This window comes from Micromonospora sp. NPDC005163, assembly GCF_053599835.1.
Genome location: NZ_JBSFYP010000001.1, coordinates 1 through 26219, shown reverse-complemented (window position 1 = coordinate 26219; position 26219 = coordinate 1). Strand labels below are relative to the sequence as shown.

General features: G+C 72.7%; 24 protein-coding genes, 2 tRNA genes and 1 pseudogene. 11 read left to right on the top strand and 16 right to left on the bottom strand.

Annotation, left to right across the window (positions count from 1 at the left end; genetic code table 11):
• Positions 1-8: 8 nt before the first annotated feature.
• The gene (gene glmU / locus ACWD6N_RS00135; protein ID WP_449938233.1) at positions 9-1547 is read right to left on the bottom strand and encodes a bifunctional UDP-N-acetylglucosamine diphosphorylase/glucosamine-1-phosphate N-acetyltransferase GlmU; all 1539 of its coding nucleotides are present in this window, start codon (positions 1545-1547) and stop codon (positions 9-11) included.
• Positions 1548-1652: 105 nt separating this feature from the next.
• Positions 1653-1724: transfer RNA gene (locus tag ACWD6N_RS00130), tRNA-Gln, on the bottom strand.
• Between the two features lie 382 nt (positions 1725-2106).
• On the opposite strand from ACWD6N_RS00130, the gene ACWD6N_RS00125 reads away from it, so the two are divergent.
• Both ACWD6N_RS00125 and ACWD6N_RS00120 read left to right on the top strand, forming a co-directional pair.
• A complete protein-coding gene (locus tag ACWD6N_RS00125; RefSeq protein ID WP_354964614.1) occupies positions 2107-3072 on the top strand; it encodes an acyl-CoA desaturase in 966 nt (321 codons plus the stop codon).
• A 224-nt stretch (positions 3073-3296) separates the two neighbouring features.
• Entirely contained in the window at positions 3297-3977 is a 681-nt protein-coding gene (locus tag ACWD6N_RS00120) for a TetR family transcriptional regulator (protein ID WP_387323209.1), read from the top strand.
• Between the two features lie 6 nt (positions 3978-3983).
• Here the strand turns inward: ACWD6N_RS00120 and ACWD6N_RS00115 are convergent, their stop codons facing one another.
• The 6 genes from ACWD6N_RS00115 to ACWD6N_RS00090 all read right to left on the bottom strand — a co-directional run bounded on the left by ACWD6N_RS00115 (position 3984) and on the right by ACWD6N_RS00090 (position 10110).
• Positions 3984-4463, bottom strand: coding sequence for a DUF4383 domain-containing protein (locus tag ACWD6N_RS00115; protein WP_354964613.1), 480 nt, complete (start codon positions 4461-4463; stop codon positions 3984-3986).
• Between the two features lie 211 nt (positions 4464-4674).
• Positions 4675-5130: a DUF4383 domain-containing protein gene (locus ACWD6N_RS00110; RefSeq protein WP_354964612.1), complete on the bottom strand. Its 456-nt coding sequence runs from the start codon at positions 5128-5130 to the stop codon at positions 4675-4677.
• 100 nt (positions 5131-5230) lie between these two features.
• Positions 5231-7048 (bottom strand): ABC-F family ATP-binding cassette domain-containing protein, encoded by a 1818-nt coding sequence (locus ACWD6N_RS00105; protein ID WP_354964611.1) that lies wholly within the window; start codon positions 7046-7048, stop codon positions 5231-5233.
• A gap of 120 nt (positions 7049-7168) precedes the next feature.
• Positions 7169-8119 (bottom strand): 4-(cytidine 5'-diphospho)-2-C-methyl-D-erythritol kinase, encoded by a 951-nt coding sequence (locus ACWD6N_RS00100; RefSeq protein WP_354964610.1) that lies wholly within the window; start codon positions 8117-8119, stop codon positions 7169-7171.
• Positions 8120-8228: 109 nt separating this feature from the next.
• On the bottom strand, positions 8229-9098 hold the full coding sequence (rsmA, locus tag ACWD6N_RS00095; protein WP_354964609.1) for a 16S rRNA (adenine(1518)-N(6)/adenine(1519)-N(6))-dimethyltransferase RsmA: 870 nt from the start codon (positions 9096-9098) through the stop codon (positions 8229-8231).
• Between the two features lie 112 nt (positions 9099-9210).
• Entirely contained in the window at positions 9211-10110 is a 900-nt protein-coding gene (locus ACWD6N_RS00090) for a TatD family hydrolase (RefSeq protein ID WP_387323206.1), read from the bottom strand.
• Positions 10111-10264: 154 nt separating this feature from the next.
• Between ACWD6N_RS00090 and ACWD6N_RS00085 the strand changes: the two genes are divergently transcribed.
• A complete protein-coding gene (locus ACWD6N_RS00085; protein WP_449938199.1) occupies positions 10265-11512 on the top strand; it encodes a hypothetical protein in 1248 nt (415 codons plus the stop codon).
• A gap of 61 nt (positions 11513-11573) precedes the next feature.
• Here ACWD6N_RS00085 and metG read toward each other — a convergent pair whose 3' ends face one another.
• Positions 11574-13376, bottom strand: a complete 1803-nt coding sequence (metG, locus tag ACWD6N_RS00080) for a methionine--tRNA ligase (protein WP_354964606.1) — start codon at positions 13374-13376, stop codon at positions 11574-11576.
• A gap of 157 nt (positions 13377-13533) precedes the next feature.
• On the opposite strand from metG, the gene ACWD6N_RS00075 reads away from it, so the two are divergent.
• Positions 13534-14625 (top strand): hypothetical protein, encoded by a 1092-nt coding sequence (locus tag ACWD6N_RS00075; RefSeq protein WP_449938196.1) that lies wholly within the window; start codon positions 13534-13536, stop codon positions 14623-14625.
• Between the two features lie 75 nt (positions 14626-14700).
• Here ACWD6N_RS00075 and rsmI read toward each other — a convergent pair whose 3' ends face one another.
• Positions 14701-15540, bottom strand: coding sequence for a 16S rRNA (cytidine(1402)-2'-O)-methyltransferase (gene rsmI, locus ACWD6N_RS00070; RefSeq protein ID WP_387323201.1), 840 nt, complete (start codon positions 15538-15540; stop codon positions 14701-14703).
• A gap of 141 nt (positions 15541-15681) precedes the next feature.
• Here rsmI and ACWD6N_RS00065 point away from each other — a divergent pair, with 141 nt between their 5' ends.
• The 3 genes from ACWD6N_RS00065 to ACWD6N_RS00055 all read left to right on the top strand — a co-directional run bounded on the left by ACWD6N_RS00065 (position 15682) and on the right by ACWD6N_RS00055 (position 19800).
• Positions 15682-17343, top strand: a complete 1662-nt coding sequence (locus tag ACWD6N_RS00065) for a dolichyl-phosphate-mannose--protein mannosyltransferase (RefSeq protein WP_450004371.1) — start codon at positions 15682-15684, stop codon at positions 17341-17343.
• Between the two features lie 391 nt (positions 17344-17734).
• Positions 17735-19018, top strand: a complete 1284-nt coding sequence (locus ACWD6N_RS00060) for a VWA domain-containing protein (RefSeq protein ID WP_387323199.1) — start codon at positions 17735-17737, stop codon at positions 19016-19018.
• On the top strand, positions 19018-19800 hold the full coding sequence (locus ACWD6N_RS00055; protein ID WP_387323197.1) for a peptidase: 783 nt from the start codon (positions 19018-19020) through the stop codon (positions 19798-19800). The genes ACWD6N_RS00060 and ACWD6N_RS00055 overlap by 1 nt, the downstream gene beginning before the upstream one ends.
• A 50-nt stretch (positions 19801-19850) precedes the next feature.
• On the opposite strand, the gene ACWD6N_RS00050 is transcribed toward ACWD6N_RS00055, so the two are convergent.
• Positions 19851-20120 carry a hypothetical protein gene (locus tag ACWD6N_RS00050; RefSeq protein ID WP_354964600.1) on the bottom strand — a complete coding sequence of 90 codons (270 nt, stop codon included), beginning with the start codon at positions 20118-20120 and terminating at the stop codon, positions 19851-19853.
• A gap of 210 nt (positions 20121-20330) precedes the next feature.
• On the opposite strand from ACWD6N_RS00050, the gene ACWD6N_RS00045 reads away from it, so the two are divergent.
• From ACWD6N_RS00045 to ACWD6N_RS00035, 3 genes are all read left to right on the top strand, one after another.
• Complete coding sequence (locus ACWD6N_RS00045) at positions 20331-20987, top strand: 4'-phosphopantetheinyl transferase family protein (protein ID WP_449937302.1); 657 nt, start codon at positions 20331-20333, stop codon at positions 20985-20987.
• Between the two features lie 139 nt (positions 20988-21126).
• A complete protein-coding gene (locus ACWD6N_RS00040) occupies positions 21127-22074 on the top strand; it encodes a DUF4352 domain-containing protein (RefSeq protein WP_387323191.1) in 948 nt (315 codons plus the stop codon).
• 69 nt (positions 22075-22143) lie between these two features.
• Complete coding sequence (locus ACWD6N_RS00035) at positions 22144-22335, top strand: general stress protein CsbD (protein WP_387323189.1); 192 nt, start codon at positions 22144-22146, stop codon at positions 22333-22335.
• Positions 22336-22441: 106 nt separating this feature from the next.
• Here ACWD6N_RS00035 and ACWD6N_RS00030 read toward each other — a convergent pair whose 3' ends face one another.
• Both ACWD6N_RS00030 and ACWD6N_RS00025 read right to left on the bottom strand, forming a co-directional pair.
• Complete coding sequence (locus ACWD6N_RS00030; protein WP_449937304.1) at positions 22442-22900, bottom strand: Rv0361 family membrane protein; 459 nt, start codon at positions 22898-22900, stop codon at positions 22442-22444.
• 69 nt (positions 22901-22969) lie between these two features.
• Entirely contained in the window at positions 22970-24055 is a 1086-nt protein-coding gene (locus ACWD6N_RS00025; protein ID WP_450004256.1) for a Gfo/Idh/MocA family protein, read from the bottom strand.
• An 83-nt stretch (positions 24056-24138) separates the two neighbouring features.
• Here ACWD6N_RS00025 and ACWD6N_RS00020 point away from each other — a divergent pair, with 83 nt between their 5' ends.
• Entirely contained in the window at positions 24139-24825 is a 687-nt protein-coding gene (locus ACWD6N_RS00020) for a hypothetical protein (protein WP_449937309.1), read from the top strand.
• Between the two features lie 52 nt (positions 24826-24877).
• On the opposite strand, the gene ACWD6N_RS00015 is transcribed toward ACWD6N_RS00020, so the two are convergent.
• From ACWD6N_RS00015 to ACWD6N_RS00005, 3 genes and pseudogenes are all read right to left on the bottom strand, one after another.
• Entirely contained in the window at positions 24878-25492 is a 615-nt protein-coding gene (locus ACWD6N_RS00015; protein WP_387323181.1) for a TetR/AcrR family transcriptional regulator, read from the bottom strand.
• A gap of 160 nt (positions 25493-25652) precedes the next feature.
• Positions 25653-25726 (bottom strand) — tRNA-Ala (locus ACWD6N_RS00010).
• Between the two features lie 287 nt (positions 25727-26013).
• Positions 26014-26219, bottom strand: a pseudogene (locus tag ACWD6N_RS00005) (hypothetical protein); the annotation flags it as partial.

Below are 26219 nucleotides of genomic sequence, written 5' to 3'. Positions count from 1 at the left end.
GTCGGGGACTATTCGGTTGCAGTATCTCCCGTGCCGGAGGTGCCGCCCACCGTCTCGGTCTGCCCGTGCATTGCCTCACTGTCGCTTGCGGTACCGGCCACACCCGACGCACCCTCAGCAGCCCGCAGCGCACGCTCGGCCGCCGCCGCGGAGACCGTTCCGGGGCGCTTGCGCGCCACCCAGCCCTCGATGTTGCGCTGCGGCGCGCGGGTCACCCCGAGCGCGCCCGGCGGCACATCCTGAGCGATCGCGCTACCCGCCGCCACGTACGCCCCGGCGCCCACCTCGACCGGTGCGATCAGGCTCGTGTCGCAGCCGACGAACGCGCCCTCGCCCACGACCGTCCGGTTCTTGTGCACCCCATCGTAGTTGACGAAGATCGTCGCCGCGCCGATGTTCGCCTTCGCGCCGATCGTCGCGTCACCCACGTACGACAGGTGCGGCACCTTCGCACCCGGGCCGACCTCGGAGTTCTTCACCTCGACGAACGTGCCGACCTTGGCCTTCTCCGCCAACCGCGCGTCCGGGCGCAGGTACGCGTACGGCCCGACGCTGGCCCCCGGCCCGATCTCGGCGCCCACCGCGTGGCTGCGCAGAACGGTCGCGCCCGCGCCGACCACCGTGTCGATCAGCGTGACGTCCGGGCCGATCTGCGCGCCCGCCCCGACCACGGTGCCGCCGCGCAGCTGGGTGTTCTGGTCGATCACCGCGTCGCGGTCCAAGGCCACCGTCACGTCGATCCAGGTGGTCACCGGGTCGAGCAGGCTCACGCCGGTGCGCATCCACGCCTCGTTGACCCGGTCGCGCAGCAGCCGGCGCAGCGTCGCCAGCTCCACCCGGTCGTTGCAGCCCAACGTCTCGACGTGGTCCACGGCCACGTGCACCGCGACCGGCTCGCCGGCCGAGCGGAGCAGGCCGAAGACGTCGGTCAGGTACTCCTCACCCTGATCGTTGTCGGTGGAGAGCTTGCCCAGCGCGTCGCGCAGCCGCACCGCGTCGAACGCGTAGATACCGGCGTTGATCTCCCGGATCGCGCGCTGCGCAGCGTCGGCGTCGCGCTCCTCGACGATCTGCTCCAGCCGACCGTCGTCGTCCCGGACGATCCGCCCGAGCCCGGTCGGGTCGGGCACCTCGGCGGCCAGCACGGTGGCCGCCGCGCCGGCCTCCTCGTGTGCGGACACCAGCGCGCCCACCGTCTCCGGCCGCAACAGCGGCACGTCCCCGTTGATCACCACGACCGTGCCGGCGCCCTCGGGCACGGCGTCCAGCGCGATGCGGACGGCGTGCCCGGTGCCGAGCTGCTCGGCCTGGAGCACCGGCGTGGCCTCCGGGGCGACCTCGGTCAGGTGGCCCCGGACCTGGTCGGCGCCGTGCCCCACCACCACGACGGTGCGGTCGGCGGCCAGCGGCGCGGCCGCGCTCAGCACGTGACCGAGCAGGGTCCGGCCGAGCAGGGGGTGCAGCACCTTGGGCAGTGTCGACTTCATCCGCTTGCCCTCACCGGCGGCGAGCACGACGACGGTACGAAGGTGGGGCTGGGGCACGATGTGGCTCCCGTCGGGACGGCGGACACTCTCGCGGTCATGCTAACCGCGCCGCCGGGAACGTCTCCGCCTTACCCCACTGGAACCTAAACCAGACTTAGGGGGCAGCTCGGCCGCCAGGGTTCGAACCTGAAATACGGGTACCAAAGACCCGGGTGTTGCCAATTACACCACGGCCGATCAGCAACGCGAGCGCGTCACATCCGGGGATGGGGATCCCGCCGCTACACCTTAGCGCCCCGCCCGCCGGACGCCATCGCTCATTCCGCCACGCCCAGGCGGCGGCGGCCCGGACGGGCGGATCCGGACGAAGGGGGATCACCTCGGGGGCGTCGTCGACAACGCCGAACCTCGATGCCTCCCGACCGCACATCGCGACCCGCAGCGCCGCCCCGGCCCTGCCGGGATGGGGCCGACGGCACCACTGCCCGCAGCCCTGATCAGGGCTCTGACCTGGCCCTCAGCACGACTTCGGAAAGTTCCCCGTGCGATCTACGGTGCCGTAAGTTACGGTGACGTAGGCGTAGCTTCGTGATCGTTTCCGTCCCCTCTGCGAGGTCCCATGTCGACCGCTCTGCTCGAACCCAACACCGCCGGGCCCGGCCCGAAACCCCTCACCGACGGCAGCCAGTCCCCCGGCATCCTGGTCGCCCTCTGGGCCTTCGTCGTGATCCCCTTCGTCGCCCTGCTGGTCGCCGTGCCGGTGGCGTGGGGCGGCTGGCTGGGCTGGACCGACATCGCCATCGGCCTGGTCTGGTACGTGGTCTCCGGGCTCGGCATCACGGTCGGCTTCCACCGCTACTTCACGCACGGCTCGTTCAAGGCCAAGCGGTGGCTGCGGGTGACGTTGGCGGTCGCGGGTTCGTTGGCGGTGCAGGGCGAGATCATCCAGTGGGTGGCCGACCACCGACGGCACCACGCCTTCTCCGACCTGGAGGGCGACCCGCACTCGCCGTGGCGCTTCGGCACCAGCCTCTGGGCACTGACCCGGGGCCTGTTCCACGCCCACGTCGGCTGGTTGTTCCGGCGCGAGCTGTCCAATCGTGAGCGGTTCGCCCCCGACCTGCTGGCCGACCATGACATCCGCCGGGTGGACCGACTCTTCCCGCTGCTGGTCGCCATCTCGCTGCTCGGCCCGGCGCTGATCGGCGGCCTGGTGACCTGGTCCTGGCAGGGCGCGCTCACCGCGTTCTTCTGGGCCGGGCTGGTCCGGATCGGCCTGCTGCACCACGTCACCTGGGCGATCAACTCGGTCTGCCACGTCTACGGCGAGCGTCCGTTCGCCATGCGCCAGGGCGACCGGGCGTCGAACTTCTGGCCGCTGGCGATCCTGTCGTTCGGCGAGAGCTGGCACAACCTGCACCACGCCGACCCGACCAGCGCCCGACACGGCGTGCTGCGTGGTCAGGTGGACATCTCCGCCCGGGTGATCTGGCTGTTCGAGAAGGTCGGCGCCGCGTCGCAGGTGCGCTGGCCGAAGCCGGAGCGTCTCGCGGCGAAGCTGGTGAAGCCGGTCGCACCCCGCTAAAAGCGGGCGGTGCTCCGGGAGGCCGCCTGGCAGGATGGCCGGGTGACCGAGCGACGCGGGGGGACCGGACGGCTCGGCGGCCGGGGAGCCGGGCCCGATCCGGGTACGGTCGGACGGCGCGGCTGGGCGGTCGGACCGCCCGCCAGTGAGGCGACGACGTGAACGGGCACAGCGGAGGCACCATCCCACGGCAGGGCGTGACCGAGCGCCAGCGAGGCGGCGACATGCCTGAGCTCAAAGACGGAGCGGGGGGCCGGCGTGCGACGCCGGCTCCACCCGCCAAACCCACCTCCCGGGTCCGCATGTCAGCGGCCCAGCGGCGGGAGCAGTTGATCGCGACCGGCCGGCAACTCTTCGCCGAGCGCGGTTTCGACGCCACCTCCATCGAGGAGGTGGCGGCCCGCGCCAAGGTCTCCAAGCCGGTGGTGTACGAGCACTTCGGCGGCAAGGAAGGGCTCTACGCGGTGGTGGTGGACCGGGAGGTCCGGGCACTGCTCGACCGGATCACCACGGCCTTGACCGCCGGGCACCCGAGGGAGTTGCTCGAGCAGGCGGCGATGGCCCTGCTGGGCTACATCGAGGAGGAGACCAGCGGGTTCCGGGTGCTGGTCCGCGAATCGCCGGTGATGTCCGCGACGGGCAACTTCATCAGCGTGATGAACGACGTGGCACACCAGGTCGAGCACATCCTGGGCGCCGAGTTCAAGAGCCGCGGGTACGACCCGAAGCTGGCGGAGCTGTACTCGCAGTCGCTGGTGGGCATGGTGGCGCTGACCGGCCGCTGGTGGCTGGAGGTGCGCAAGCCGCGCAAGGAGACGGTGGCGGCACACCTGGTCAACCTGGCGTGGAACGGGTTGTCCCACCTGGAGGCGAAGCCGACGCTGATCACCGCCCGCCGACGCTGACCACGGTCAGCGGCGGGTGTGCACCTCGGCCACCGGGTGACTGCGGTTGCGACGTTCCGCCTCGGCGTGGTCCTCGGGGCCGACCTTGTCGTACAGGCCGGTGCCGAGAAGGATCAGGCCGAACAGCATCGACACGACCACGGTCGACATCGAGAAGTTGAGGAAGTTCGCGTCGGTCTGCAGCACGGACATCATCAGGATGCTGGTCACCAGGAACACCACGCCGGCCGTGAGGTTCATGTAGTGGCCGAGGTTGGTGCGCCGGGACGCCCCGATGATCAGAACGACTCCGAAGACCACTGAGGCGAGCGAGAAGGCCAGGTTGGTGCGCAGCCCGAGCACCCAGTGGCTGCCCCGGTTGAAGAGCGGATCTCCGAGCGTCTGGGCGACGCCCCAGACGCCGAAGACCAGGATGTAGACGCCGATCAGGCCGGCGAGGACCCGGTAGAGCGGCCGTGCCGGATGGTTCACCGGAAAGTGCGCCATGCCCTGATCCCCATCCACCCGAGAAAGACCATTTCAGGAGGATTGTCACCTGAGGCAGAGGGGGCTGTCCGGAGAACCACAAAGGCGGTAGGTCCGCCGCAGGCCGGACCGAGTCAGGTTTTCGCCGGAGCCCGAGCTGCGCACGGATCAAGCCTGACCGCCGGAGCAGCTCGGGCTCCGGCGAAAACCCACCACCGCAACCAGCAAGAACTCAGAGCACCAGGCGAGCCTTCTGGAACGCCTCCGCCTCGTCGTCCGTGCCGACCTTGCCGTACATGCCGACCATCAGCAGCACCAGGGCCGCCGCCATCACCACGACCACGGTGGTGATGCTGAAGTTGAGGAAGTTGGCGTCGGTCCGGATGAACGCGAGGCCGCCCAGGCTGATCACCATCAGGGCGTACGCCAGCCACTGGTTGATCGCCACGTCGATGTTGCGGCCGAGTGCGGTGCCAGCCAGCACGAGGAGCCCGAGCAGCACGCTGAGCAGCGAGAAGCCGATGTTGGTGCCCTGGCCGAGGACCTTGGTGTCGTCCTGCGCGAAAATCTCGTTGCCGGCGCTCGCGATGATGCCGAGCACACCGAAGACCACCAGGTAAAGACCGGTCAGCCCGCCGATCGCCCGGTAGATCGGCCGCGCGGGGTGGTTGACGGGGGTGTGGGCCATCTGAGTCTCCAACGCCGTGGGGTGAGGTGTCGTGGACGATTGTCCCGCACGCGGAGATGTGACGCCGCACACGGCCCCCGGGCGGCGCGCCCCGCCCGGATCAGGTCTCGGGCAGGTCCTCGGCGAGCGTCATCCAGGTCTCCTCGATCCGCTCCCGCTCGGCGCGCAGATCCTTGAGCTGGGTGTCCAATTCGGCGACCCGGGCGTAGTCCGTGGCGTCGGCGGCGAGCTGGCCGAGCAGCGTGGCCTCGCGCTGGTCGAGCTTGCCGAGCTGGCGTTCCAGCCGGGTCAACTCCTTGCGGGCCTGTCGGACCTCGGCGGCGGACATTCCCGTCGCGCCGGTGCCGGTCGGCACGGCGGCCGGGCCGGCGCCCGGGGTGGCGCCAGCCCGGGAGGGCCCGGCTCGCTCGGCGGTCCGGGCGAGGTACTCGTCGACGCCTCCGGGCAGGTGCACCAGCCGGCCGTCACCGAACATCCCGTACGCCGTGTCGGTGACCCGTTCGATGAGGTAGCGGTCGTGGCTGGCCACGATGATCGTGCCGGGCCAGGAGTCGAGCAGGTCCTCCAGGGCAGCGAGGGTGTCGGTGTCCAGGTCGTTGGTGGGCTCGTCGAAGAGCAGCACGTTGGGCTCCCCGGCGAGCAGCCGCAGCATCTGCAGCCGGCGGCGTTCCCCGCCCGAGAGGTCGCTGACCGGGGTCCAGAGCCGTCGGTCGTCGAAGCCGAAGACCTCGGCGAGCTGGGCGGCGGAGACCTCCCGGTCGCCGAGCTGGACCCGGCGGGCGACCTCCTCGACGGCTTCGAGCACGCGCAGGTGCCCGGGCAGCTCGGCGAGCTCCTGGGAGAGAAAAGCCGGCCGCACGGTGGTACCGGTGCCGAGCCGGCCACCGTCGGGGCGGGTGATGCCGGCGAGCATCCGCAGCAGCGTGGTCTTGCCGGCGCCGTTGGCGCCGAGGATCGCGATCCGGTCGCCGGGCCCGACCAGCCAGGTGACGTCCCGCAGGATCTCCTTGGGGCCGGCGTGCAGCTCGACGTTCTCCAGGTCGTAGACCTGCTTGCCGAGCCGGGAGGTGGCCATCCGCTGCAGCGACATGGTGTCGCGCGCCGGCGGCACGTCGGCGATCAGGGCGTTCGCGGCGTCGATGCGGAACTGGGGCTTCGAGGTACGCGCCGGCGGGCCGCGGCGCAGCCAGGCGATCTCCTTGCGAAGCAGGTTCTGGCGGCGGGCCTCGGTGGCGGCGGCGACGCGCTCGCGCTCGGCGCGGGCCAGGATCCAGGCGGCGAAGCCGCCCTCGTAGGCGCGGACGGTCTGGTCGGCGACCTCCCACGTGGTGGTGCAGACCGCGTCCAGGAACCACCGGTCGTGGGTGACCACGACCAGGGCACCCTTGCGACCGACCAGGTGCCGGGCCAGCCAGTCGACACCGCCCACGTCGAGGTGGTTCGTGGGCTCGTCGAGGATCAGCAGGTCGGAGTCGCGCACGAGCAGCGCGGCGAGCGCCACCCGGCGCCGTTCGCCGCCGGACATCGGGCCGACCGGCTGGTCGAGGCCGAGGTGCGGCATGCCGAGGCCATCGAGGATGGCGCGCACCCCGGCGTCACCGGCCCACTCGTGCTCGGCGCCCATGCCCTCGGCGAGCCAGGCGGTGCCGAGCACGACGTCCCGGACGGTGGCCTCGGGGGCGAGGGTGAGCTGCTGCGGCAGCCAGAGCACCCGCAGGTCGCGGCGGTGGGTGACCCGGCCGTCGTCGGGATCCTCCTGCTTGGTGAGCAGCCGCAGCAGGGTGGACTTGCCGGCGCCGTTGAGGCCGACCACGCCGATCCGGTCGGCGTCGTCCAGACCGAGCGAGACGTCCGTGAGCAGCCGCCCCGCGGCGCCGTACCCCTTGGACACCCGGTCCAGATTGACGATGTTCGCCACGTTCCACCCTTCATGATCAAGGCGTCCCGGTGCCGGCGGGCACCTGGACGCCTGCCACAAGGGTACGCGGACGCCCCAGCCTCCCGCGCCGCGCGCCCGCAGCGCGGGAGGGACGGGACGTCAGCCGACGCGGGCTCCGGCGACCGGGCCGTGCGCGACCCGCGCCTCCCGGCACACGCCCACGGCGGTCAGCTCGGCGGCGATCCGCTCAGCGGCGGCCGCGTCGGCGGCGAGGAAGACACAGGTCGGGCCGGAGCCGGAGACAAGGCCGGCGAGCGCACCGGCCGCCTCGCCGGCCTTGAGGGTGTCGGCCAGCGCCGGGCGCATGGCCAGCGCCGCGTCCTGGAGATCGTTGCCGAGGGTGCGGGCGAGCACCCGGGGGTCACGCTGGCGCAGCGCGCCCAGCAGCGCGTCGGTGCTGCCCAGCGGGGCACCGGCGGTGCGGGCGTCGCGGAGCCGGTCCAACTCGCGGTAGGCGGCCGGGGTGGACAGGCCGCCGTCGGCGATCGCCACCACCCAGTGCCAGGAGGTGGGGCGTACCAGCACGGGGCTGACCGCCTCACCCCGGCCGGTCCCCAGCGCGGTGCCACCGTAGATCAGGAACGGCACGTCGGAGCCGAGGTCGGCGGCGATCCCGGCCAGCTCGTCACGGGACAGCCCGGTGCCCCAGAGCGCGTCGCAGGCCACCAGCGCGGCGGCGGCGTCGGCGCTGCCGCCGGCCAGCCCGCCGGCGAGCGGGATCTGCTTGCGCAGGTGCAGCCGGGCGTGCGGCAGCACCCCGGCGTACCCGGCCAGGGCGTGCGCGGCGCGGATCACCAGGTTGGTGTCGTCCAGCGCCAGTTCGCCGGTGCCTTCGCCCTCCATCGTCAGGGCGAGCGTGTCGCCCCGACGGGCGGTCAGCTCGTCGTAGATGGAGATCGCGTGGTAGACGGTGTTCAGCTCGTGGTAGCCGTCGCGGCGCAGCGGGCCCACCCCGAGGTGCAGGTTGACCTTGGCCGGCACCCGGACCTTGACCGGTCCGATGGCTCCGCGGCGCTCGTCGTCCTCGTCCGGTCGCCAGGCCTCGGTCACGGGGCGATGTCCCGAACGGCCAGGCGGATGTCGAACGACTTGATCACGATCAGCTCCTCGGCGTGGTCGGCATTCACCCGTACGCCTCCTCGGCGGGCACGGCGTCAGCCTACTTCGCGGCCGGCGTACCGACCGGAGCCGACGCGGCGATGGCGGCGAACTGCTCGACGGTCAGCGACTCCCCCCGGGCGCCGGGGTCGACGCCGGCCGCCGTGAGCGTGGCGGCCGCCCGGTCGGCGCCGCCGGCCCAGCCGGCCAACGCGGCGCGCAGGGTCTTTCGGCGCTGCGCGAACGCGGCGTCCACAACGGCGAAGACCCGTTCCCGGGGTACGTCGGCTCGGGGTGGCTCGCGGCGGGTGAAGGCGACCAGGCCGGAGTCGACGTTGGGCACCGGCCAGAAGACGTTCGGCGGCACCCGGCCGGCGCCTCGCGCCTGGGCGTACCAGGCGAGCTTCACCGACGGGATGCCGTACACCTTGGAACCGGGGCCGGCGACCAGCCGGTCGGCGACCTCCTTCTGCACCATCACCAGGCCCTTGCGCAGGCTGGGCAGCTCGGCGAGCAGGTGCAGCACCACGGGCACGGCCACGTTGTAGGGCAGGTTGGCCACCAGCGCGGTCGGCGGCGGGTCGGCCAGCTCGGCGGCGTCGACGCGCAGCGCGTCGGCGCGGTGCACGGTGAGCCGGCCGGCGTCCGCGCCGGCGTGCCGGGTGGCGGTCTCCGGCAGCGCGCCGGCGAGCACCGGGTCGATCTCCACGGCGTGCACGTGCCCGGCGACCGGCAGCAGCCCGAGGGTGAGCGAGCCGAGCCCTGGGCCGACCTCCAGGGCCACGTCGTCGGGGGTCAGGCCGGCGGCGGTGACGATCCGGCGCACGGTGTTCGGGTCGTGCACGAAGTTCTGGCCCAGCTTCTTGGTGGGCGCGACGCCCAGCCGGGCGGCGAGTTCCCGGATCTCCGCCGGGCCGAGGAGTCCGGTCATGGCTGGCAGCGTATGCGCCCGCACCCCGCCGTTAGGAAGGGCCCCTTGTACAACACCAGGCGATTGCAAGGTGCCGCCCTTCCTAACGTCCGGGCGTGCGATGGGGCCGGGCTCACCACGGGCCGAAGACGCGGTCGCCGGTGGCGGAGATGGCCGCGCACAGCTCGTCCAGGTCGGCGCCGGTGGTCGCGGCGAGCGAGCGGACGGTGAGCGGGATCAGGTACGAGGCGTTCGGCCGGCCGCGGTACGGCGTCGGGGTGAGGTAGGGAGCGTCGGTCTCCACCAGGATCTGGTCCACGGGGGTGAGCGCGGCGGCCTCGCGGAGCGCGGCGGCGCTGCCGAAGGTGACGGTGCCGGCGAAGCTGAGCACGTACCCGCGGCGGACGCACTCGCGGGCGAAGTCGGCGTCACCGGAGAAGCAGTGCAGCACCACGGTGTCCGGAGCGCCCTCGTCGTCGAGGATCCGCAGCACGTCGGCGTGCGCGTCCCGATCGTGGATCACCAACGCCCGGCCGTACCGCTTGGCGATCGCGATGTGCGCCCGGAAGCTCTCCTCCTGCGCGGCACGCCCCTCGTCGCCGGTGCGGAAGAAGTCCATCCCGGTCTCGCCGATGCCCCGGACCCGGTCGCGGGCGGCGAGTGAATCGATCTCCCGCAGCGCCTCGTCGAGGTCGGCCAGCCGGGGCGCCTCGTTGGGGTGCAGGGCCACCGTGGCCAGCACGGCGGGATGCCGGTCGGCGATTTCCACGCCCCACCGGGAGGAGACCACGTCCACCCCCACCTGGACCAGCCGGTCCACGCCGACCTTCGCGGCCAGCGAGATCGCCACGGCGACTGGGTCGTCGGCCGGCCCGCCGCCGGGTACGCCGGCCTCGCTGACGGTGATGTCCAGGTGGGTGTGGCTGTCCAGCACCGGCCGGGGCAGCGGCTCGGGGGCGGGCGGGAACTCTCCGGCCCGCCGTGCGGCACGCTCTCGGCGGGTTTCAGCAGGCTCGCTCATCAGCGACAGCATCACACACCGGGGCTGTCCATCCACCCGCCACCCGACGTTCACCTCGCCTACGCCGCGCGACTCTACCGTCGCCGCGTGGGCGGACTGAGTGCGTCACCGGGCCGACGCGACAGCGTGACGGCCCGCATCTCACCGAGTGGAGGGAGGTGACGGCATGAGCGTCACTCCCCAGGCCAGCGACGCCGCCAGCGAACGTACCGGGCTGCGCGTGGCGTTCGGCGGCGGCGTCTACCCGGCCGAGGAGATCGCCCGCGGCGCCGCGTACGAGCTGTTCAGCGCCGACGAGGTGCCCGGTTTCGAGTGGGCTCCCCGACCCGGCAGCGCCCTGCCGTGGCACCGGTTCGTGCACGTCACCGAGGTGACGGCGGTGCACGGGGCGGTGGAGCCGGCCGAGGAGCCGGACACGCCGCTGATGCTGCCGGCACACCGGGAGCGGGGGTGGGCGCAGCTGCACCAGCTCAGCCAGCAGCCGGCCGCGGCGGGTGACCCGATGGTGGCAGCGGCACGCGCGTCGGCGGTGGTCCGGCGGGGCACCCGGATGGTGAAGGTGCTCTCCCCCCGACAGCTCGCCGGGTACGTGCGGGGGTGGTTGCCGCACGGCTTCTGCTACCGGGAGCACGACGTGGCACACCTGCGTACGCCGGCGGCGACCACGGTGCTGCGCACCGACGGCGAGGTCGGCCGGGACGGCCTGGATGTGGCGTACGCCCTGCGCTGGCGGGCTGCCGACCCGGGTGACTACGACGTGCCGGTCGGCGAGGCGCACCACGGTCTGACCGCGCTGGCGCCCCGGGACCGGCTGGGCCCGCCGGTGCTGGGTACCGGGTTCGTGCCGAGCAACGCCCAGCTCATTCCGGAGTTCATCACCCGGGACTTCGCCGACCTGCCGATGCCCGCGAACGCCGCCCTGCTCGCCTACCCTGCGGAGGGGGTGGAGGTGGTGCTCTACACCTATCAGGCCGAGCAGCGCGGGTGGCTGCGGATGGTGGGCCCGCAGTGGCGGCACCTGCTGGCCGCGGTGCCGGGTCTCTCCCCGGACCAGGAGTACGTGCCGACCGGGGACGCGCCGCGCTCCACCCAGCTGGTCGGCGTGCACGGCGACGGCGAGTACGAGGCGGTGGCGGACCTGCCCGGCGGGTTCCGGGTGCTGGCGATGACCCGGGCGGCCCGCTACCCGGTGGACGCGGTGGCCCGCCGGATCCGGTTCGCCCGGTGGCGGGGCGTGCCCTGCCTGGTGCTGCGGGAGGAGGCCGGTTGGCTGCGGCTGCGGCTGCGCCAGCCGGATCCGGACACGGTGCTCACGACCGGGGCGCAGTGCCACGATCGTGGCGTCTACGAGACCTGGGCGCCGGTCGCCGAGGTGACCGACGATCAGGTGATGGACACCCGGTACGCGCTGTGAAGCCCAGCGGCGGCACGGCGCCCGGGTGGGCGCCGTGCCGCCGCACGGCGACGTCCTGCGCTCAGCCGGCCAGCCGGGCCAGCTCCTCGTCGACGATCGACGGGTCGAGCTTGCGGAACACGGGCTTCGGCGCGGCCAGCGGACGGCCGGCCTCCAGCGGCACCGACTCCCAGCGCGCGCCGACCGTGTAGTCCCCGGTCAGCACCGGGTACGCCGGCCCGCCGTCCAGGTCGTCGACCTGCTCGATGACGGGCATCGGCGCGTGCACGCCGGTGCGGCCGAGCAGCTCGTGCACCTGCTGCGCGGAGTGCGGCAGGAACGGGGTGAGCAGCGTGTTGGCGTCGCTGATCACCTGGAGGGCGACGTGCAGGATGGTGCCCATGCGGGGCTTGTCCGCCTCGGCCTTGAGCTTCCACGGCGCCTGCTCGGACAGGTACTTGTTGGCTTCGGCGACCACCTTCATGGCCTCACCGATCGCCTGCTTCTGCCGGTGCCGGCCGATCAGGTCGCCGACCGTGGTGAAGCCGGCACGGGCCACCGCGAGCAGTGCCTCGTCGGCCTCGGTGAGGCCGGCCGGGTCGACCGGCGGGATGGCGCCGAAGTTCTTCGCCGCCATCGAGACGCACCGGTTGACCAGGTTTCCCCAGCCGGCGACCAGCTCGTCGTTGTTGCGGCGAAGGAACTCCGCCCAGGTGAAGTCGGTGTCGTTGCTCTCCGGGCCGGCGGCGGCGATGAAGTAGCGCAGCGCGTCGGCGTCGTAGCGCTCCAGGAAGTCCCGGACGTAGATGACCACCTTGCGGGACGAGGAGAACTTGCGCCCCTCCATGGTCAGGTACTCGCTGGAGACCACCTCGGTGGGCAGGTTGAGCTGGCCCAGCTCGCCCGGCTCACCGTCGCGGGAGCCCTCGCCGGAGTATCCGGAGAGCAGCGCCGGCCAGATCACCGAGTGGAAGACGATGTTGTCCTTGCCCATGAAGTAGTAGGACCGGGCGTCCTTGCCCTCCCCGTCGGCGGACCACCACTTCCGCCACGCCTCGGGATCGCCGGTGCGGCGGGCCCACTCGATCGAGGCGGACAGGTAGCCGATCACCGCGTCGAACCAGACGTAGATCCGCTTGTCCGGCCGGTCCCGCCAGCCGTCCAACGGGATCGGTACGCCCCACTCCAGGTCCCGGGTGATCGCCCGCGGCTGGAGGTCGTCGAGCAGGTTGCGGGAGAACCGCAGCACGTTGGGCCGCCACCCCTCCCGGGTGTCCAGCCACTGCCGCAGGACGTCGGCCAGCGCGGGCAGGTCCAGGAAGAAGTGCTCGGTCTCGACGAACTTCGGAGTTTCCCCGTTGATCCGCGACTTCGGGTCGATCAGGTCGATCGGGTCGAGCTGGTTGCCGCAGTTGTCGCACTGGTCACCGCGGGCGCTGTCGTACCCGCAGATCGGGCAGGTGCCCTCGATGTACCGGTCGGGCAGGGTGCGCCCGGTGGACGGGGAGATCGCGCCCATGGTGGTCTTCGGCACGATGTAGCCGTTGCGGTACATCCCCTCGAACAGCTCCTGCACCACCGCGTAGTGGTTGCGGGTGGTGGTGCGGGTGAACAGGTCGTAGGAGAGGCCCAGGCCGTGCAGGTCCTCGACGATCACCCTGTTGTACCGGTCGGCCAGCTCGCGCGGGGTGACCCCGTCGGCGTCGGCCTGCACCTGGATGGGGGTGCCGTGTTCGTCGGTGCCCGAGACCATGAGCACGTCGTGGCCGGCCATCCGCATGTACCGGGCGAAGACGTCGGAGGGAACGCCGAAACCGGAAACGTGGCCGATGTGGCGTGGGCCGTTGGCGTACGGCCAGGCCACTGCCGCGAGAACGTGACTCATGAGCAGCAAGCCTAGTGACCTCTCCGGGACGCCCGCGAACCAATGGGGGGTGCGGGGTCGGCGGACCGGTCCGGGCACCCCGCCCATTGGTCCGATTTGTGTCGACACGCGCTCAGCCTGCCCGATCCGACTCCGGCACCGGTGTGCAATGAACGTCGTGACTGGCAGACGAGCGGCCCGGGACCACGATGACCGTCCCACCGGGCCGACGGTCGGCGGCGACCCCAGCCCCGAGCCCGGCGGGGCGCGTGGTGGAACGGTCGCGCCCCAGCCCCGGCTGGTGCCCGGCGCCACCGCTTCACCGGCCCCCGCCGGCCGGCCCGGCAGGCAGCGGCCCACGCCGGCGGGGCGGACAGCCACGCCGAAGCCGGACGGCACGGCGGGGACCGCCGCGGCTCCGGGCCGTCCCACGCCGGCCGCGCGGGCACCCACCTCGGCTCGTCCCACGCCGGCGGGCCGGTCGGGCGGCAGGGCACCGGCCGGCGGCGAGCCCGCGGCGGCCGTCGAGCTGCAGCCGACCACCGGGGCGCCGGTGGACGCGGTGCCGCGCCGGGTGCCGGTCCGGCAGCACAGCCGCTGGCACCGGGGCGCCCGCCGGACCGACGGCGACACGCCGCCGGATGGTGACGACGGCACCTACTGGGCGCCGATCGAGCAGGTGCACTGGGACGGCACCCCGGTCCGGGACGATCCCGCACCGGAGCGGGACCGGGGCTCCGGCGCGGCCCGGCGCCGGGCACCGACCCGCACCACTCCACCCCCCGAGCCGCTGCCCGGGCTCGCGGTGCTGGTGCTGCTGAGCCTGGTCGCGGCCTTCTTCGCCTGGGTCAGCGCCGGCCCGTTCTGGCTCGCGGTCGGGCATGCCCGGGTCGGCACGGTGGTGATCGACGACTGCACCGGCGGCGGGCTCACCCAGCGCTGCCGGGGAATCTTCACGGCGGACGACGGGCGGTTCCTGGCACACGGGGTACGGGTCGGCGGCGTACCCGCCGGTCGGGACGTCCCCGGGACGGCGCTGCCGGCGCGGATGGCCGGCCCCGACGGCGGCACCGCGTACGTCGACACCGGCGTGGCCCGGCACCTCCGCTGGCTGCCCGGCCTGCTGGTGGTGCTCGGCTGCGCCGCCGGTATCGCCCGGTGGACCGGAGCGACGCGGCTGCCGGGCCGACGGAACCGCCGCTGGGCGGTCGCGGTCGCCGTCGCCGGCCCGGTGCTGATCACTCTCGGTTTCCTCGCCGCCGCGTGGTGACCCGTCCGCCCGGTGCGCTCCCGCCTGCGGGACCGACCACCCGGTGAACCCGGTCCGACGCGCCGCGAACGTGGGTCAGCTGTGCACGATGGTGTAGACGTCGCGGCGGCGCAGGGCGTACTCGGTGGCGACGTCGGTGATGGCGTCGCGGCGTGACCGGCCGGCCGCCTCCCGCTCGGCGACCGCCGCGCGCAGGGTGTCGTCGTCGGGGCGTTCCGCGGCGGTCACCGGCGCCCCGGCCACCACCAGGGTGATCTCCCCGCGCGGATCTCCCTCGGCGGCCCACCGGGCCAGCTCGCCGAGCGGGCGGCGCAGGACCTCCTCGTAGGTCTTGGTGAGCTCCCGGCAGAGCGCCGCCGGCCGGTCCGCCCCGAACGTCTCGGCCAGGTCGGCGAGCGCCGCTCCGATCCGGTGCGGCGCCTCGAAGAAGACGAGGGTGCGCTCCTCGGCGGCGAGGGCGCGCAGCCGGGATCGGCGGGCGCCGGGAGTACGGGGAAGGAAGCCCTCGAAGCAGAACCGGTCGCAGGGCAGCCCGGAGACGGCCAACGCGGTGGTCACCGCACTCGGCCCGGGCGCGACGCTGACCGGCGCCCCGACGTCCAGTGCGGCCCGGACCAGCCGGTAGCCGGGGTCGGAGACGCTCGGCATCCCGCCGTCGGTCACCAGCGCCACCACGTACCCGCCGAGGATGACTTCGACCAGCTCGGGGGTACGTCGCTCCTCGTTGCCCTCGAAGTAGGAGACGATCCGGCCGCCGACGGTGATGTCGAGGTCGCGGGCCAGCCGGGTGAGCCGGCGAGTGTCCTCGGCGGCCACCACGTCGGCGCTGCTCAGGACCTCCCGGAACCGGGCCGAGGCGTCGGCGGGGTTGCCGAGCGGGGCGCCGAGCAGGATCAGGCGCCCAGCTTCGGACATTTCACCCACAGGATCGTCTCCTTCGTTGACAGCGGATACCGGTATCAGGGACGACGGACGCCACCGGACACGTTGGCAGCCTACGATCGCCGGGTGACGAGTGCGTCGACAGCGCAGAGCCCGAGCGCCGACCCGGCAAAGATGGTCGACGTGACGAGCGACCAGAGCCCCGACCAGGAGTCCGCGTCGCCCCCCGCCGGCGGTGGCGCGGTGTCCGGCGGGGTCCGCCGACGGTTCACCACCGTCGACACCCGGCTGGACCGCTTCTCGTGGCTGGCCACCGCCGTCGTGGTGGCCATCGCGGCGATCCTGCGCTTCGTCGGCCTGTCCAGCCCGAAGGGCAAGATCTTCGACGAGACGTACTACGCCAAGGACGCCTACGGGCTGATCAGCCGCGGCGTCGAGTGGAACTACAAGGACAACGCCCCGTCGTACGTGGTGCACCCCCCGCTGGGCAAGTGGCTGATCGGCCTCGGCGAGTGGGCCTTCGGCTATCAGGACGTCGAGTCGAAGGTCTCCGTCCCCGGGCACCTGATGACGACCGCCCCGGAGTTCGGCTGGCGGTTCTCGGCGGCCGTGGTCGGCACGCTGTCGGTGCTGCTGCTGGTCCGCATCGGGCGGCGGATGTTCCGCTCGACGGTGCTGGGCTGCGCGGCCGGCCTGCTGCTCGCTCTGGACGGCTTCCACCTGGTGCTGTCCCGCGCGGCGCTGCTCGACATCTTCCTGCTCTTCTTCGTGCTGGCCGCGTTCGGCGCGCTGGTGCTCGACCGCGACGCCCGCCGCCGGCGCTGGGCGCGGGCGCTCGACGACGGGTTCGACCCGTCCCTGCCCGGCCGCGCCGGCCGGCCGCCGACCGGCTGGCGCACCTGGCCGTGGTGGCGGCTCGCCGCCGGGGTGCTGCTCGGCTGCGCCTGCGCGGTGAAGTGGAGCGCGCTCTACTTCGTGCCGGCCTTCGCGCTGCTGGTGCTCCTCTGGGAGGTCGGCGTCCGCCGCTCGGCCGGGGTCCGCCGGCCCTGGCGGGACACCCTGCTCGACGAGCTGCCCTGGCTGGTGCTGGCCGGCGTGCTGATGGTGGGCACCTACCTGGCCACCTGGTCGGGCTGGCTGCTCAGCGACGACGGCTACTACCGGCTCGCGTCGTCCTATCCGAACGCCCCGCTCAGCGACACCCCGGTGATCGGTCCGCTGATCAACCTCTTCGAGTACCACCGGGCGGCATTCGGCTTCCACACCGGGCTGGACACCCCGCACAAATACCAGTCGTGGCCCTGGCAGTGGCTTCTGCTCGGCCGTCCGGTGGCGTTCCACTGGTCCGGCGATGGCGCCTGTGGCGCGCCGTCCTGCGCCTCGGAGATCTTGCTGCTCGGCACCCCGCTGCTCTGGTGGTCGTTCCTGCCCGCCCTGGTGGCGCTGGTCTGGCTGGGTGTGGCTCGCCGCGACTGGCGGGCCGGAGCGCTCCTGCTCAGCGTGGCGGCCGGGCTGCTGCCCTGGTTCGTGTTCGCCCTCGACGGCCGGACGATGTTCTCGTTCTACGCCGCACCCGCGCTGCCCTTCCTGGTGCTGGCCGTCGTCTACGTGCTGGGTGCGCTGATCGCCCCGGCCGGGGGTGACGTCGGCGAGGTGGCGCCACTGGTGCCCGGCGACCCGGGCTATGAACGCCGGTTGGTGGGCAGCATCGCGGCCGGCGCGTACGTGCTGCTGGTGGCGCTCTGCTTCGCGTACTTCTATCCGATCTTCGTGGGTCGGCTGATCCCGTACTCGGACTGGCTGTCCCGCATGTGGCTGGACGGGCGCTGGATATAAGCATCGGCAGGCGACGCGCCGCTCAGCGCGACGGAAACGGGCCCGCACGCTTCGGCGTGCGGGCCCGTTCTACACAGATGCGCGCCCCGATCGCCTGCCACGGGGGAAGCGGGCGATTGGGGCGCGCATGAGCAGCTTAACCACCGCGCACCACCGGCACAACGGGTCGACTTGGGTCAGATTTCCGACGGATGCGGGCCGGGCCGACGCCTCCCCTCCGGCCGTTGACCGAGGGTGACCCGGCGTGGACTCAGCGCCCCGAACGAGCAGGCCCGAGGCCGCGCGACCCCGCTCGCCGCGCCCACGTCCGGCGCCCGCCGGACCGGTGCCCGGCGGTCACCAACCACCACCCAAATGATCATCCAAAGTGGATCTAACTACACTGCGGGCCGTGATCAACTTCAGACGATCGGCGGCCGTCCTTCTCGGACTGCTGGCGACCACCGCGCTGACCGGGCCGGTCCCGGCGGCGGCCGACGAGGAGCCGGTGGCCGAGCCGCCCCGGGTCGAGCTGGTGCTCGACGTCAGCGGCTCGATGCGGGCCGCGGACATCGACGGGCATAGCCGAATCTCAGTCGCCCAGCAGGCGTTCAACGAGGTCGTGGACGCACTGCCCGCCGAGACACAGCTCGGCATCCGGGTGCTCGGCGCGACCTACCGGGGCAAGGACAAGAAGGCCGGCTGCCAGGACACCCAGCAGATCGTGCCCGTCGGGCCGGTGGACCGTGCGCGCGCCAAGGCGGCGGTGGCGACGCTACGACCGACCGGGTTCACGCCGGTCGGCCTCGCGCTGCGCTCCGCCGCGCAGGACCTGGGCACCGGCGCCACCACCCGACGGATCGTGCTGATCACCGACGGCGAGGACACCTGCGCCCCGCCGGACCCGTGCGAGGTGGCCCGCGAGCTGGCCGCCCAGGGCACCAGTTTGGTGGTCGACACGCTCGGCCTGGCCCCCGACGAGAAAGTCCGTCGGCAGCTGCTCTGCATCGCCGGCGCGACCGGCGGCACCTACACCGCGGCGCAGAGCGCCGAGGAGCTGACCGACCGGATCAAGCAACTCGTCGAGCGTGCCGGTGACACGCACACCCGGGCCCCGACCGTGGTCGGCGGCGCGAACGCCTGCGACTCGGCGCCACTGCTGGCCCCCGGCGTCTACGCCGACCGGGAGGCGTTCTCCGAGCACCGTTACTACCGGGTGCCGGTGCGCCCCGGGCAGGAGCTGCGCGCGTCGGTGAGCATGGCTCTGGACCGGCCGGTGAACCGGGACTACGGGGTGCTGCTGCGGGCCACCGCGGCGGACGGCCGGGAACTGGTCCGTGGCGCGGACGCCGGCAGCGGGCGCGCCGACGTGCTCTCCGCCGGGCTGCGCTGGTCGGCCAGCGCCGACGACGAGGACGCCGTCGAGGCCGAGGAGACCGCGGCAGCGGCCATCGAGCCCACCACCGTCTGCCTGGTGGTGAGCAACTCCTTCGCCCCGCGCCCAGGCACCGCGGCGACGCCCGGCATGCCGGTCGAGCTGACCGTCGACGTGGTCGCCGCCGCGCCCGCGCCGGACGGGCCCGACCTCGGCCGGGGCTGGGCGCTGCTCGCCCTGCTCACCGTGGCCGGCCTGCTCACCGGACTACTCGCCGGCCTGCTCACCCGCTGGTGGGTCGCCACCTGGAGGGAGAACTGATGCGTACCGCACTGTTCCGGTCGCTGGCGGCGGTCCTCGCCGCCGGCGGGTCCGCGCTGCTGCCCGCGGCGGCCGTCGCCGCCCCCACCCCCTCGCCGGGCGCCACGCCGGTGACCCGGGCCGGCACGTCGTTCCTGACCGCCACGCCGATCACCGCCGGGCAACCGGTGCGGGTGGACGCCTCGGTCGGCGACCACCTCTACTGGTCCTTCCCGGCAACGGCCGGGCAGGTGCAGGAGATCAGCGCCACCGTCACCTTGCCGAAGGCACGCGGCGGTGATTCCACCTGGACCGTCGACGTCTTCGACGGGTTGCGCCGGCGGCAGGCGTGCACCGCCGGGGCGCAGACCCCGACGGTGGACGCGCGGGCGTCGAGCGTGGCGCTGGGCTGCACGCTGCGCGAGGTGCGGCCCTGGGCGGAGCCGTGGTCGGCCGATCCGCTGCCCGGCACGTACGTCATCCGGCTCTCCGTGGTGGACCTGCCGGAACCGGACCTGGGCGCGCCGATCGACGTCGACCTGCTGGTCGGCACCGTCGCCGACCGGGGCGCCTCGGCCGACGACGGTGAGTTGGCCGCGCCGCTGGTGCCGAACACCAAGGCGGGCACGGTGCTCACCGCCGTACCGGCGGCCGACGCGGAGGCCGACGACGAGGGTGACTCACTGGCGGACTGGCTGCCGGATCTCGGCTCGCGCTGGGTCTGGACCGGCATCGGCGGTGTGCTGGCCGCGGTAGCCGGCGTCGTCGGCTTCGCCCTGACCCGGCGACCCCGGCGCGGCTGAACGAGCCCGACCCCCGGTGGCCCCGCCCGGCGGCGGGGCCACCGGCGGGCTCAGGCGCGTCGCGAGCCGCGCGGCAGCCAGCCGATGAACCGATCCTGGAGGGACATCACCGGGGCGGCGCGCAGGTCCTCCGTGGCGGCGGCGAGACAGGAGCCCAGGTAGACGCTGAGCATCGCCCGGTCACCCCCGTATTCGGCCAGCAGCCGGCTGCGCTTCGTCGCGCACGGCCACTCTTCGCCGCAGGAGCCGCAGCTCCAGCCGGGGGTTGTCGGGGCGTGATCGTCAGCCCGTCCTCCCGGCCGTTCCGCACCATCGGTCATCGCACGTCCTCTCCAGATGTCCGCAGGACTGGCGGTTGCCGAGCCCCGGTCAGCGGCTGATGGTGGCCCCCCGGTGTCATCAGTGCGAGCGCTGCGCGTCCCTCCGGTGTTACATCCTTCCGGTACGTTCTCCCCTCGTGGCAGTCGGAAAGTTGACGGTCGACCCGAAGTCGGCGCAGCGCGTCCCTATCTACCGACCGGTAGCCGGCAATGCGTGACCTGCTGCCCGCGACGGTGGCGGTGGCCGTCGCCGGCCCGGACGACTGGGTCGGGGAACTGCTCGCCGCGGAGCAGGCCTGCCTGGGCGAGCGGGCGGTTCAGACCCGCCGGCGGGACTTCACCGCCGGGCGGGTCTGCGCCCGCCGGGCGATGGCCGGCCTCGGCCTGCCACCGGCCGCCGTTCCGGCCGCCGCCGACCGCGCGCCGGTCTGGCCGGCCGGGGTGGTCGGCAGCATCACCCACACCACCGGCTACTGCGCCGCCGCGGCGGCGCGCAGCACCGACCTCCGGTCCGTCGGAATGGACGCCGAGCAGCACCGCGAGATAAATGAGGGAGTACGCCGACTCGTGCTGCTGCCCGAGGAGGAGGAGGCCTGCGCGCGGCTGCCCCGCGGCGTCTCCTGGCCGGTCGTGCTGTTCAGCGCCAAGGAGACCGTCTACAAGGTCTGGTACCCGGTCGTCGGGAGTTGGCTGGACTTCCACGACGCCCGGCTCGATCTCGACCCGGACGCCGGCACGTTCACCGCCCGGATCGCACCGGCCCGGGTGGACGCGGCGGCGGTCACCGACCCGCCGGCCACGGTCAGCGGCCGGTTCGTGGTCGCCGACGGGCTGGTCCGCACCGCCGCCGTTCTCCCGCTGCGCTGACACCCAGCGTCCGGCACCGGACCGTCCACCGTGGTGGTCCGGCGTGGGACGGGATCTGGCGCGGCGACCGGTCGGTCAATGACGCACGGTAGCGTCGGCGGGTTCGCGAACCGCACGTACCGAGGCGTCAAGGAGTACGGTGACCCACCCCCAGCCCCCCGTCGGGCCGCAGGACCCCCAACAGCCGAACCCGGAGCCGCCGACCCAACCGTTCCCGGCGACACCGCAGCAGTCCGCCGCCGAGCCGACGGTCCCGCAGGCGCCCGTGCCGCCCAACCCGTGGTCGGCAGGGGGGAACGCGCCGCAGGCGCCGTACGCCAGCCCGCCGTACCCGACCGCGCCGGACCAGGCCTGGCCGCCGCCGCCGTTCTCGGGCGGCGCGTACCCGGGAGCGGGCGGCGGCGCGTACCCGCCACCCGGCGGGCCGGGCCACCCGCTCACCATGCCGCCGCCCGTACCCGCGAAGAACTCCAAGAAGACCGTGGTGGTCATCGCGGTCACCGCGGCCGTGCTCACCCTGCTGTGCTGCGCCGGCGGCATCGTGGCGGTGGTCATCGGGGCGAACCGGGCCGCCAACGACGTGACCGAAGCCCTGCCGGCCCCGGGCGTGACCCGGGGCGTCGGGCAGCCGCCGATCGGCGCCCCCTCGTCGGCCCCGCGCTCGTCGGCCCCGCCCTCGACGGACGACGACACCCGGAACATGTCGCCCGGGGACACCCTGGTCATCGACGGCGACGACGGCACCGTCGAGATCACGGTGACGAAGTTCAGCACCTCCACCAAGCCCTGCAAGTCGTACGGCCTCAAGCCGGACGAGGGCATGTACGTGATCGCGGACGTGACGGTCGCAGTCACCAAGGGCACCGGTTCGACGAACCCGCTCTTCTTCCAATGGGTCGCCGCCGACGGCACCGAGACCAACGCGATCGGTGGGGCCTTCTCGGGCTGCGGCAAGCCCATGCCCGCCGGCAACGACCTGACCGCCGGCACCAAGCGCACCGGCAGCGTCGTGTTCGACGTGCCCGACACCAAGGGTGTGCTGGAGTACCAGCACGAGTTCGAGACCGCCGGCTCCTGGAAGCCCTGACGTTTTCCCCGACGGAGGGCGGGGACGCAAGTCAGGAGAGGCGTCCCGCCGCGACGAAAGGGAGGCGACATGAGCGTGGAGAGGGCGAACGACCAGGTTGAGCGCGTGGCCGGTCCGGCGAAGGCGCAGGTGGGCAACATGACCCGGAACGAGCGGTCACAGGCGGATCACGTGGCGCAGCGCGATGAGATCCGGGGCAACCAGCCCGGCGAGCACGTCCAGGAGGACGCCCGGGACGTTTCGGACGACTTCACCAGCTGACGCGCCACTGCGGTGGCGCCCCGTCTGGCGTGCCGGGGGCGCCACCGCACGGCTGGCAGCCGGTGCCCATCCCTGGCGGGTTCGTCGTGCGCGCGAAGGACGACGGTCAGCCGAAGGTGTCGCTGCAGACGCGCCAGCCCGGTTCGGTCTCGAGCCGGAGACTAACCGACGTCGTCGCACCGGAACCGCCGGTCAGTCGCACGGTCACGAACGCACTGCTGCCGGCTTCATTGCCGAATCCGGCCCGCCCGAGATCGTGGGAGACCGGGCGGCCCAGTCGCTCCACCGCCTCGGTGAACTCTTCGACGCTGATTCGGACCTTCACCTCCGAACACATCGAGCGGTAAGCGGTGTCGTCCTGGTTCTGCTCCAGGTGCTGCACGAACCGATCGGCTGCGGCTCGCGCCTCATCGATGTCCGGGCCGCCGTACATCCACACCAGAAAGCCGAGCACCGGAAGGAATGCCGCCGCCAGCAGCGCCACCACGCAGGCGGCGGCGACGGCCCACGGCCCCCAGCCTCGCTGGCCAACGGCCCCGGGCGGCGTGTGCATCGGTGGCGTCATACCCGGCACGCTAGCCACGGCGAGTCAGGTCCCGAACACGACCGGAGCACAGATCGATCTCGGCCGCGGTTACCGTGCCCACGCCTCCTTGGCGGTGACGACCGGACGGTCGGTGCGTACCGATTCCTCGATGGCGAGGCTGATGAGGTGGTCCTGGCACGCCTCCGCCAGGGGATACGGCGCCGGGCCTTCCTCCCGTGCCCAGGCGCCGGCGCGAGCCATGATGTCGGCCACGGCGATGTCGTCGTCGGACATTCCACTGCCGACGAACGGATTGCGGTAGACCACGGCGCCGTCGAAGCTGATGTGCTTCAGGTCGAGCCCTTCGAGGTTCAGGTCGACGCCGGTCTGCCGCCGCACCAGGGACGACTCCACCGGCGTGGCCGGATCGACCAGGCGGACCACCCGATCGTCCACCAGCTCGCCGAGCGACCCCCGCACCACCAACCGGCGGGTACGCAGGGGGTTCCACCACTGGTTGTCGGTGAAGTCGTACAGCCCCATCCGCCCGCCGAAGTCGATGGTGGCGAGGGTGGTGGAGAGTTGCTGCGGGGTGGCGTCACCGCTCCAGCCGGCGGGTGACAACGGGTTGGCCAGTGGCGCGACGAACGCCCGCGCGTTGACCTCGGCGACGTCGTACCCGACGCCGAGCAGACCACGGATCAGCGAGACCGCGTGGTACAGGTGCGTGGAGGAGACCTGGACGGAGGTCGGCTCACCGAGCACCTCGGCGCGGATCACCTCCAGCCGGGCCGCGTGCCCGGGCATCAGCAGGTACTGCTCGGCGACCTGCACCAGGTCACTGCCTCCGACGTCGGACCAGAGGGACCGCAGCCCCGCCAGGTCGGGCGCGGGCGGCGTCTCGGCGAGCACCGGCACCCCGGCCGCGACCAGGTCGCGGGTCGCCTCGGGCGTCACCGACCAGGGCACCGACACGATGACGAAGTCCGGCCGCTCGTGGGCGAGCAGTTCGGCCGTCGTGCGGAAGGTCCGCACGCCCCACTCGGCCGCCACCGCGGCACCGCGCGATTCGGTACGCGTGACCACCCCGGCCGCGCGGAACCGCTCCGGCAGCAGTCGAGCCAGGCGGAGGAAGAACTCGCCCCGCCAACCACTGCCAACGAGGCCGAACCTGGTCTGGACCGCCGATGTCATGTGGACTCCTCACGTCGAGTCCGGATGCTAGTCGGCCGATTCGCTAGGGTTGCCCGGGATCCGCGCCAGCAGAGAGGCGGAGGATGGTCACCAACCCGTCGCTGGACTACTACCTGATCCTGGCCGGTCATCCGGCCGGCGAGGTCGAGGGGATCGTCGTCGAGGAGTTCACCCGCCACCCCGACCATACGACCGCAGGCCTGGACAGCGCGGGCTGGACGCCCGCGGGTGCCGGCTGGTGGAGTTCCGCTTCGTTCAGCCGCCGCATGCGCTCCGACCCGGAGCTGCTGGCGAGGGTGCTCCCCACCTGCCGCAGCGGTGCGGAGAACGCCTGTCGCACACTCGGTGGCGGTCAACTTCCGGCCGAAGCGGTGCTGCGTACGTACTTCCACGACCACCAGCCGTTCCCGACCGTTCCGCCGCTGCGCTTCGGCCCCGCGCAGCCACCCGCCGGATTCCACGAGCGTCGCCTCTACCGTGTCCTCTTCGCCAAGGACCTCCGGGAGGAGCAGGTGGCGAGCTTGCGCACGGCCTGGCATTCGGCGGTCGACAGGTCGCCGGGGTCGGTTGCCGCCGGTCACCTGGAGCAGGGCGATGACCAGTTCACCTGGGACCTACGTCGAGTCGGGCACGGGCTCGCCTGGTGCCTGGACGTGACCGTCCTGGTGGGCAATGCCGACTCCGCGGCGGTGGCGGCCACCCTCTGCGACCTGACGAACGTTCTGCGTCAGCACGGCTTGATCCCGGTGACGACCGAGCGTTTCTCCTGATCCGTTCGGGTCTGTTCGGGACGCGCCAGTCGCCGATCGCCGTGGGAGGGGACTACTGATCGCCGCTGCCCGGAGTCTCCTCGTTGTTCCTGGCCAGCCCGCTGAGAAGCACATCGATCATGTGCCGCGCGCGGTAGTCGGGGAAGGTCTCGACGCCGATACACAGGTTGCCGATGGCGAGCATGAGGTCGTACGCCCGGGTGTCCGAATGCGTCTGGCCGGCGGCGGCTGATGCCTTGAGCAGCTGATCGAGCACGGGCAACAAGCGCTCGACGAACTCCGCGTGCAGACTTTCGAAGCCGGCCTGGTCCGAGCGCAACGCTTCAGCCAGACCGTGTTTGGTCACGAGGAAATCGGCGAAGCGAAGCACCCAGCGCCGGAGAGCATCGTACGGTGTCACACCAGGTTCGGCGACCGCCGTGTTGCCGGCGAGCGCGTCGAGTTGATGCCGAAACACCGCGACCACAAGGTCCGCCCGGGTCGGAAAGTGCCGGTAGACGGTGCCCATGCCGACACCCGCCTCGGCGGCGATGTTGCGCACGGGAGCGTCCACGCCGGAGCGCACGAAGACAACGCTGGCGGCCTCAAGAAGCGTGCGCTGGTTGCGCTGAGCGTCCGAACGCGGTCGCCGGCCGACGCGCGGAGGTGGTTCGGTAGTCGGTGGCATGGCGCACATCCCAACACTGGTTATATGGAGCGCTGCTCCGTATCGTAAGCGGAGCGACGCTCCGGAATCCGGCGTACAGGTCGACTCGTCCGTCGCCCTTCGCTGCTGTACAAGATCGAAAAAAGCCGTTTCCGACTCGCGGAAACGGCCTTGAACTGGGTGGAGCTGAGGGGATTTGAACCCCTGACCCCCTCGATGCGAACGAGGTGCGCTACCAGTCTGCGCCACAGCCCCTCCGCCGGCGAACCGGCTTCGGTCCCACCCGGCTTACACCGGGCGGGCCGGCAGCAAGGCTAACAGGTCGCCGGCCCCCACCGCGAATCCGCCCCCGGCGCGGCGCTCGCACCCACCCGAAGATCCACTCGACGTCCTGGAAACCGGGGCATGCGGGACGCCGCGACACCCCGACTTCCAGGAAACCGAGTCGATCAAGCGCCGCGGCGCGCGCCACTACCGGGCCGCCACTGCGGCCGTCGCACGCGCCGCAGCGGACTCGAGGCAAGCCGCCGCACTCAGGCCGTTCAGGCGCCGCGGCCGGCCTCGTAGGGGCGTCCGCGCAGGCCACCGGACCGCCGGTAGGAGACCGACGCACCGTTGACAGCCGCTGGCAGGTCGCCCGGCCGGTCCAGGCCCATGGCGGCGCGGCGTACCCCCTCGCGCTGGGCTGCCAGCCGACGCTGCGCCTCCCGACGGGCCGCGGCGCGGCGGGCCTGCTCGCGGCGCACCT

What these genes read in the sequence shown, in the direction of transcription:
- ACWD6N_RS00065 (WP_450004371.1), top strand. Translation starts at nt 15,682, where the DNA reads ATGGTCGACGTGACGAGCGACCAGAGCCCCGACCAGGAGTCCGCGTCG.
- rsmA (WP_354964609.1), bottom strand. Translation starts at nt 9,098, where the DNA reads ATGACCGGACTCCTCGGCCCGGCGGAGATCCGGGAACTCGCCGCCCGG.
- ACWD6N_RS00020 (WP_449937309.1), top strand. Translation starts at nt 24,139, where the DNA reads ATGGTCACCAACCCGTCGCTGGACTACTACCTGATCCTGGCCGGTCAT.
- ACWD6N_RS00085 (WP_449938199.1), top strand. Translation starts at nt 10,265, where the DNA reads ATGAGCGTCACTCCCCAGGCCAGCGACGCCGCCAGCGAACGTACCGGG.
- ACWD6N_RS00055 (WP_387323197.1), top strand. Translation starts at nt 19,018, where the DNA reads ATGCGTACCGCACTGTTCCGGTCGCTGGCGGCGGTCCTCGCCGCCGGC.
- ACWD6N_RS00090 (WP_387323206.1), bottom strand. Translation starts at nt 10,110, where the DNA reads ATGCTGTCGCTGATGAGCGAGCCTGCTGAAACCCGCCGAGAGCGTGCC.
- ACWD6N_RS00050 (WP_354964600.1), bottom strand. Translation starts at nt 20,120, where the DNA reads ATGACCGATGGTGCGGAACGGCCGGGAGGACGGGCTGACGATCACGCC.
- rsmI (WP_387323201.1), bottom strand. Translation starts at nt 15,540, where the DNA reads ATGTCCGAAGCTGGGCGCCTGATCCTGCTCGGCGCCCCGCTCGGCAAC.
- ACWD6N_RS00035 (WP_387323189.1), top strand. Translation starts at nt 22,144, where the DNA reads ATGAGCGTGGAGAGGGCGAACGACCAGGTTGAGCGCGTGGCCGGTCCG.
- ACWD6N_RS00125 (WP_354964614.1), top strand. Translation starts at nt 2,107, where the DNA reads ATGTCGACCGCTCTGCTCGAACCCAACACCGCCGGGCCCGGCCCGAAA.
- ACWD6N_RS00030 (WP_449937304.1), bottom strand. Translation starts at nt 22,900, where the DNA reads ATGACGCCACCGATGCACACGCCGCCCGGGGCCGTTGGCCAGCGAGGC.
- ACWD6N_RS00115 (WP_354964613.1), bottom strand. Translation starts at nt 4,463, where the DNA reads ATGGCGCACTTTCCGGTGAACCATCCGGCACGGCCGCTCTACCGGGTC.
- ACWD6N_RS00110 (WP_354964612.1), bottom strand. Translation starts at nt 5,130, where the DNA reads ATGGCCCACACCCCCGTCAACCACCCCGCGCGGCCGATCTACCGGGCG.
- ACWD6N_RS00025 (WP_450004256.1), bottom strand. Translation starts at nt 24,055, where the DNA reads ATGACATCGGCGGTCCAGACCAGGTTCGGCCTCGTTGGCAGTGGTTGG.
- ACWD6N_RS00015 (WP_387323181.1), bottom strand. Translation starts at nt 25,492, where the DNA reads ATGCCACCGACTACCGAACCACCTCCGCGCGTCGGCCGGCGACCGCGT.
- ACWD6N_RS00045 (WP_449937302.1), top strand. Translation starts at nt 20,331, where the DNA reads ATGCGTGACCTGCTGCCCGCGACGGTGGCGGTGGCCGTCGCCGGCCCG.
- metG (WP_354964606.1), bottom strand. Translation starts at nt 13,376, where the DNA reads ATGAGTCACGTTCTCGCGGCAGTGGCCTGGCCGTACGCCAACGGCCCA.
- ACWD6N_RS00120 (WP_387323209.1), top strand. Translation starts at nt 3,297, where the DNA reads ATGCCTGAGCTCAAAGACGGAGCGGGGGGCCGGCGTGCGACGCCGGCT.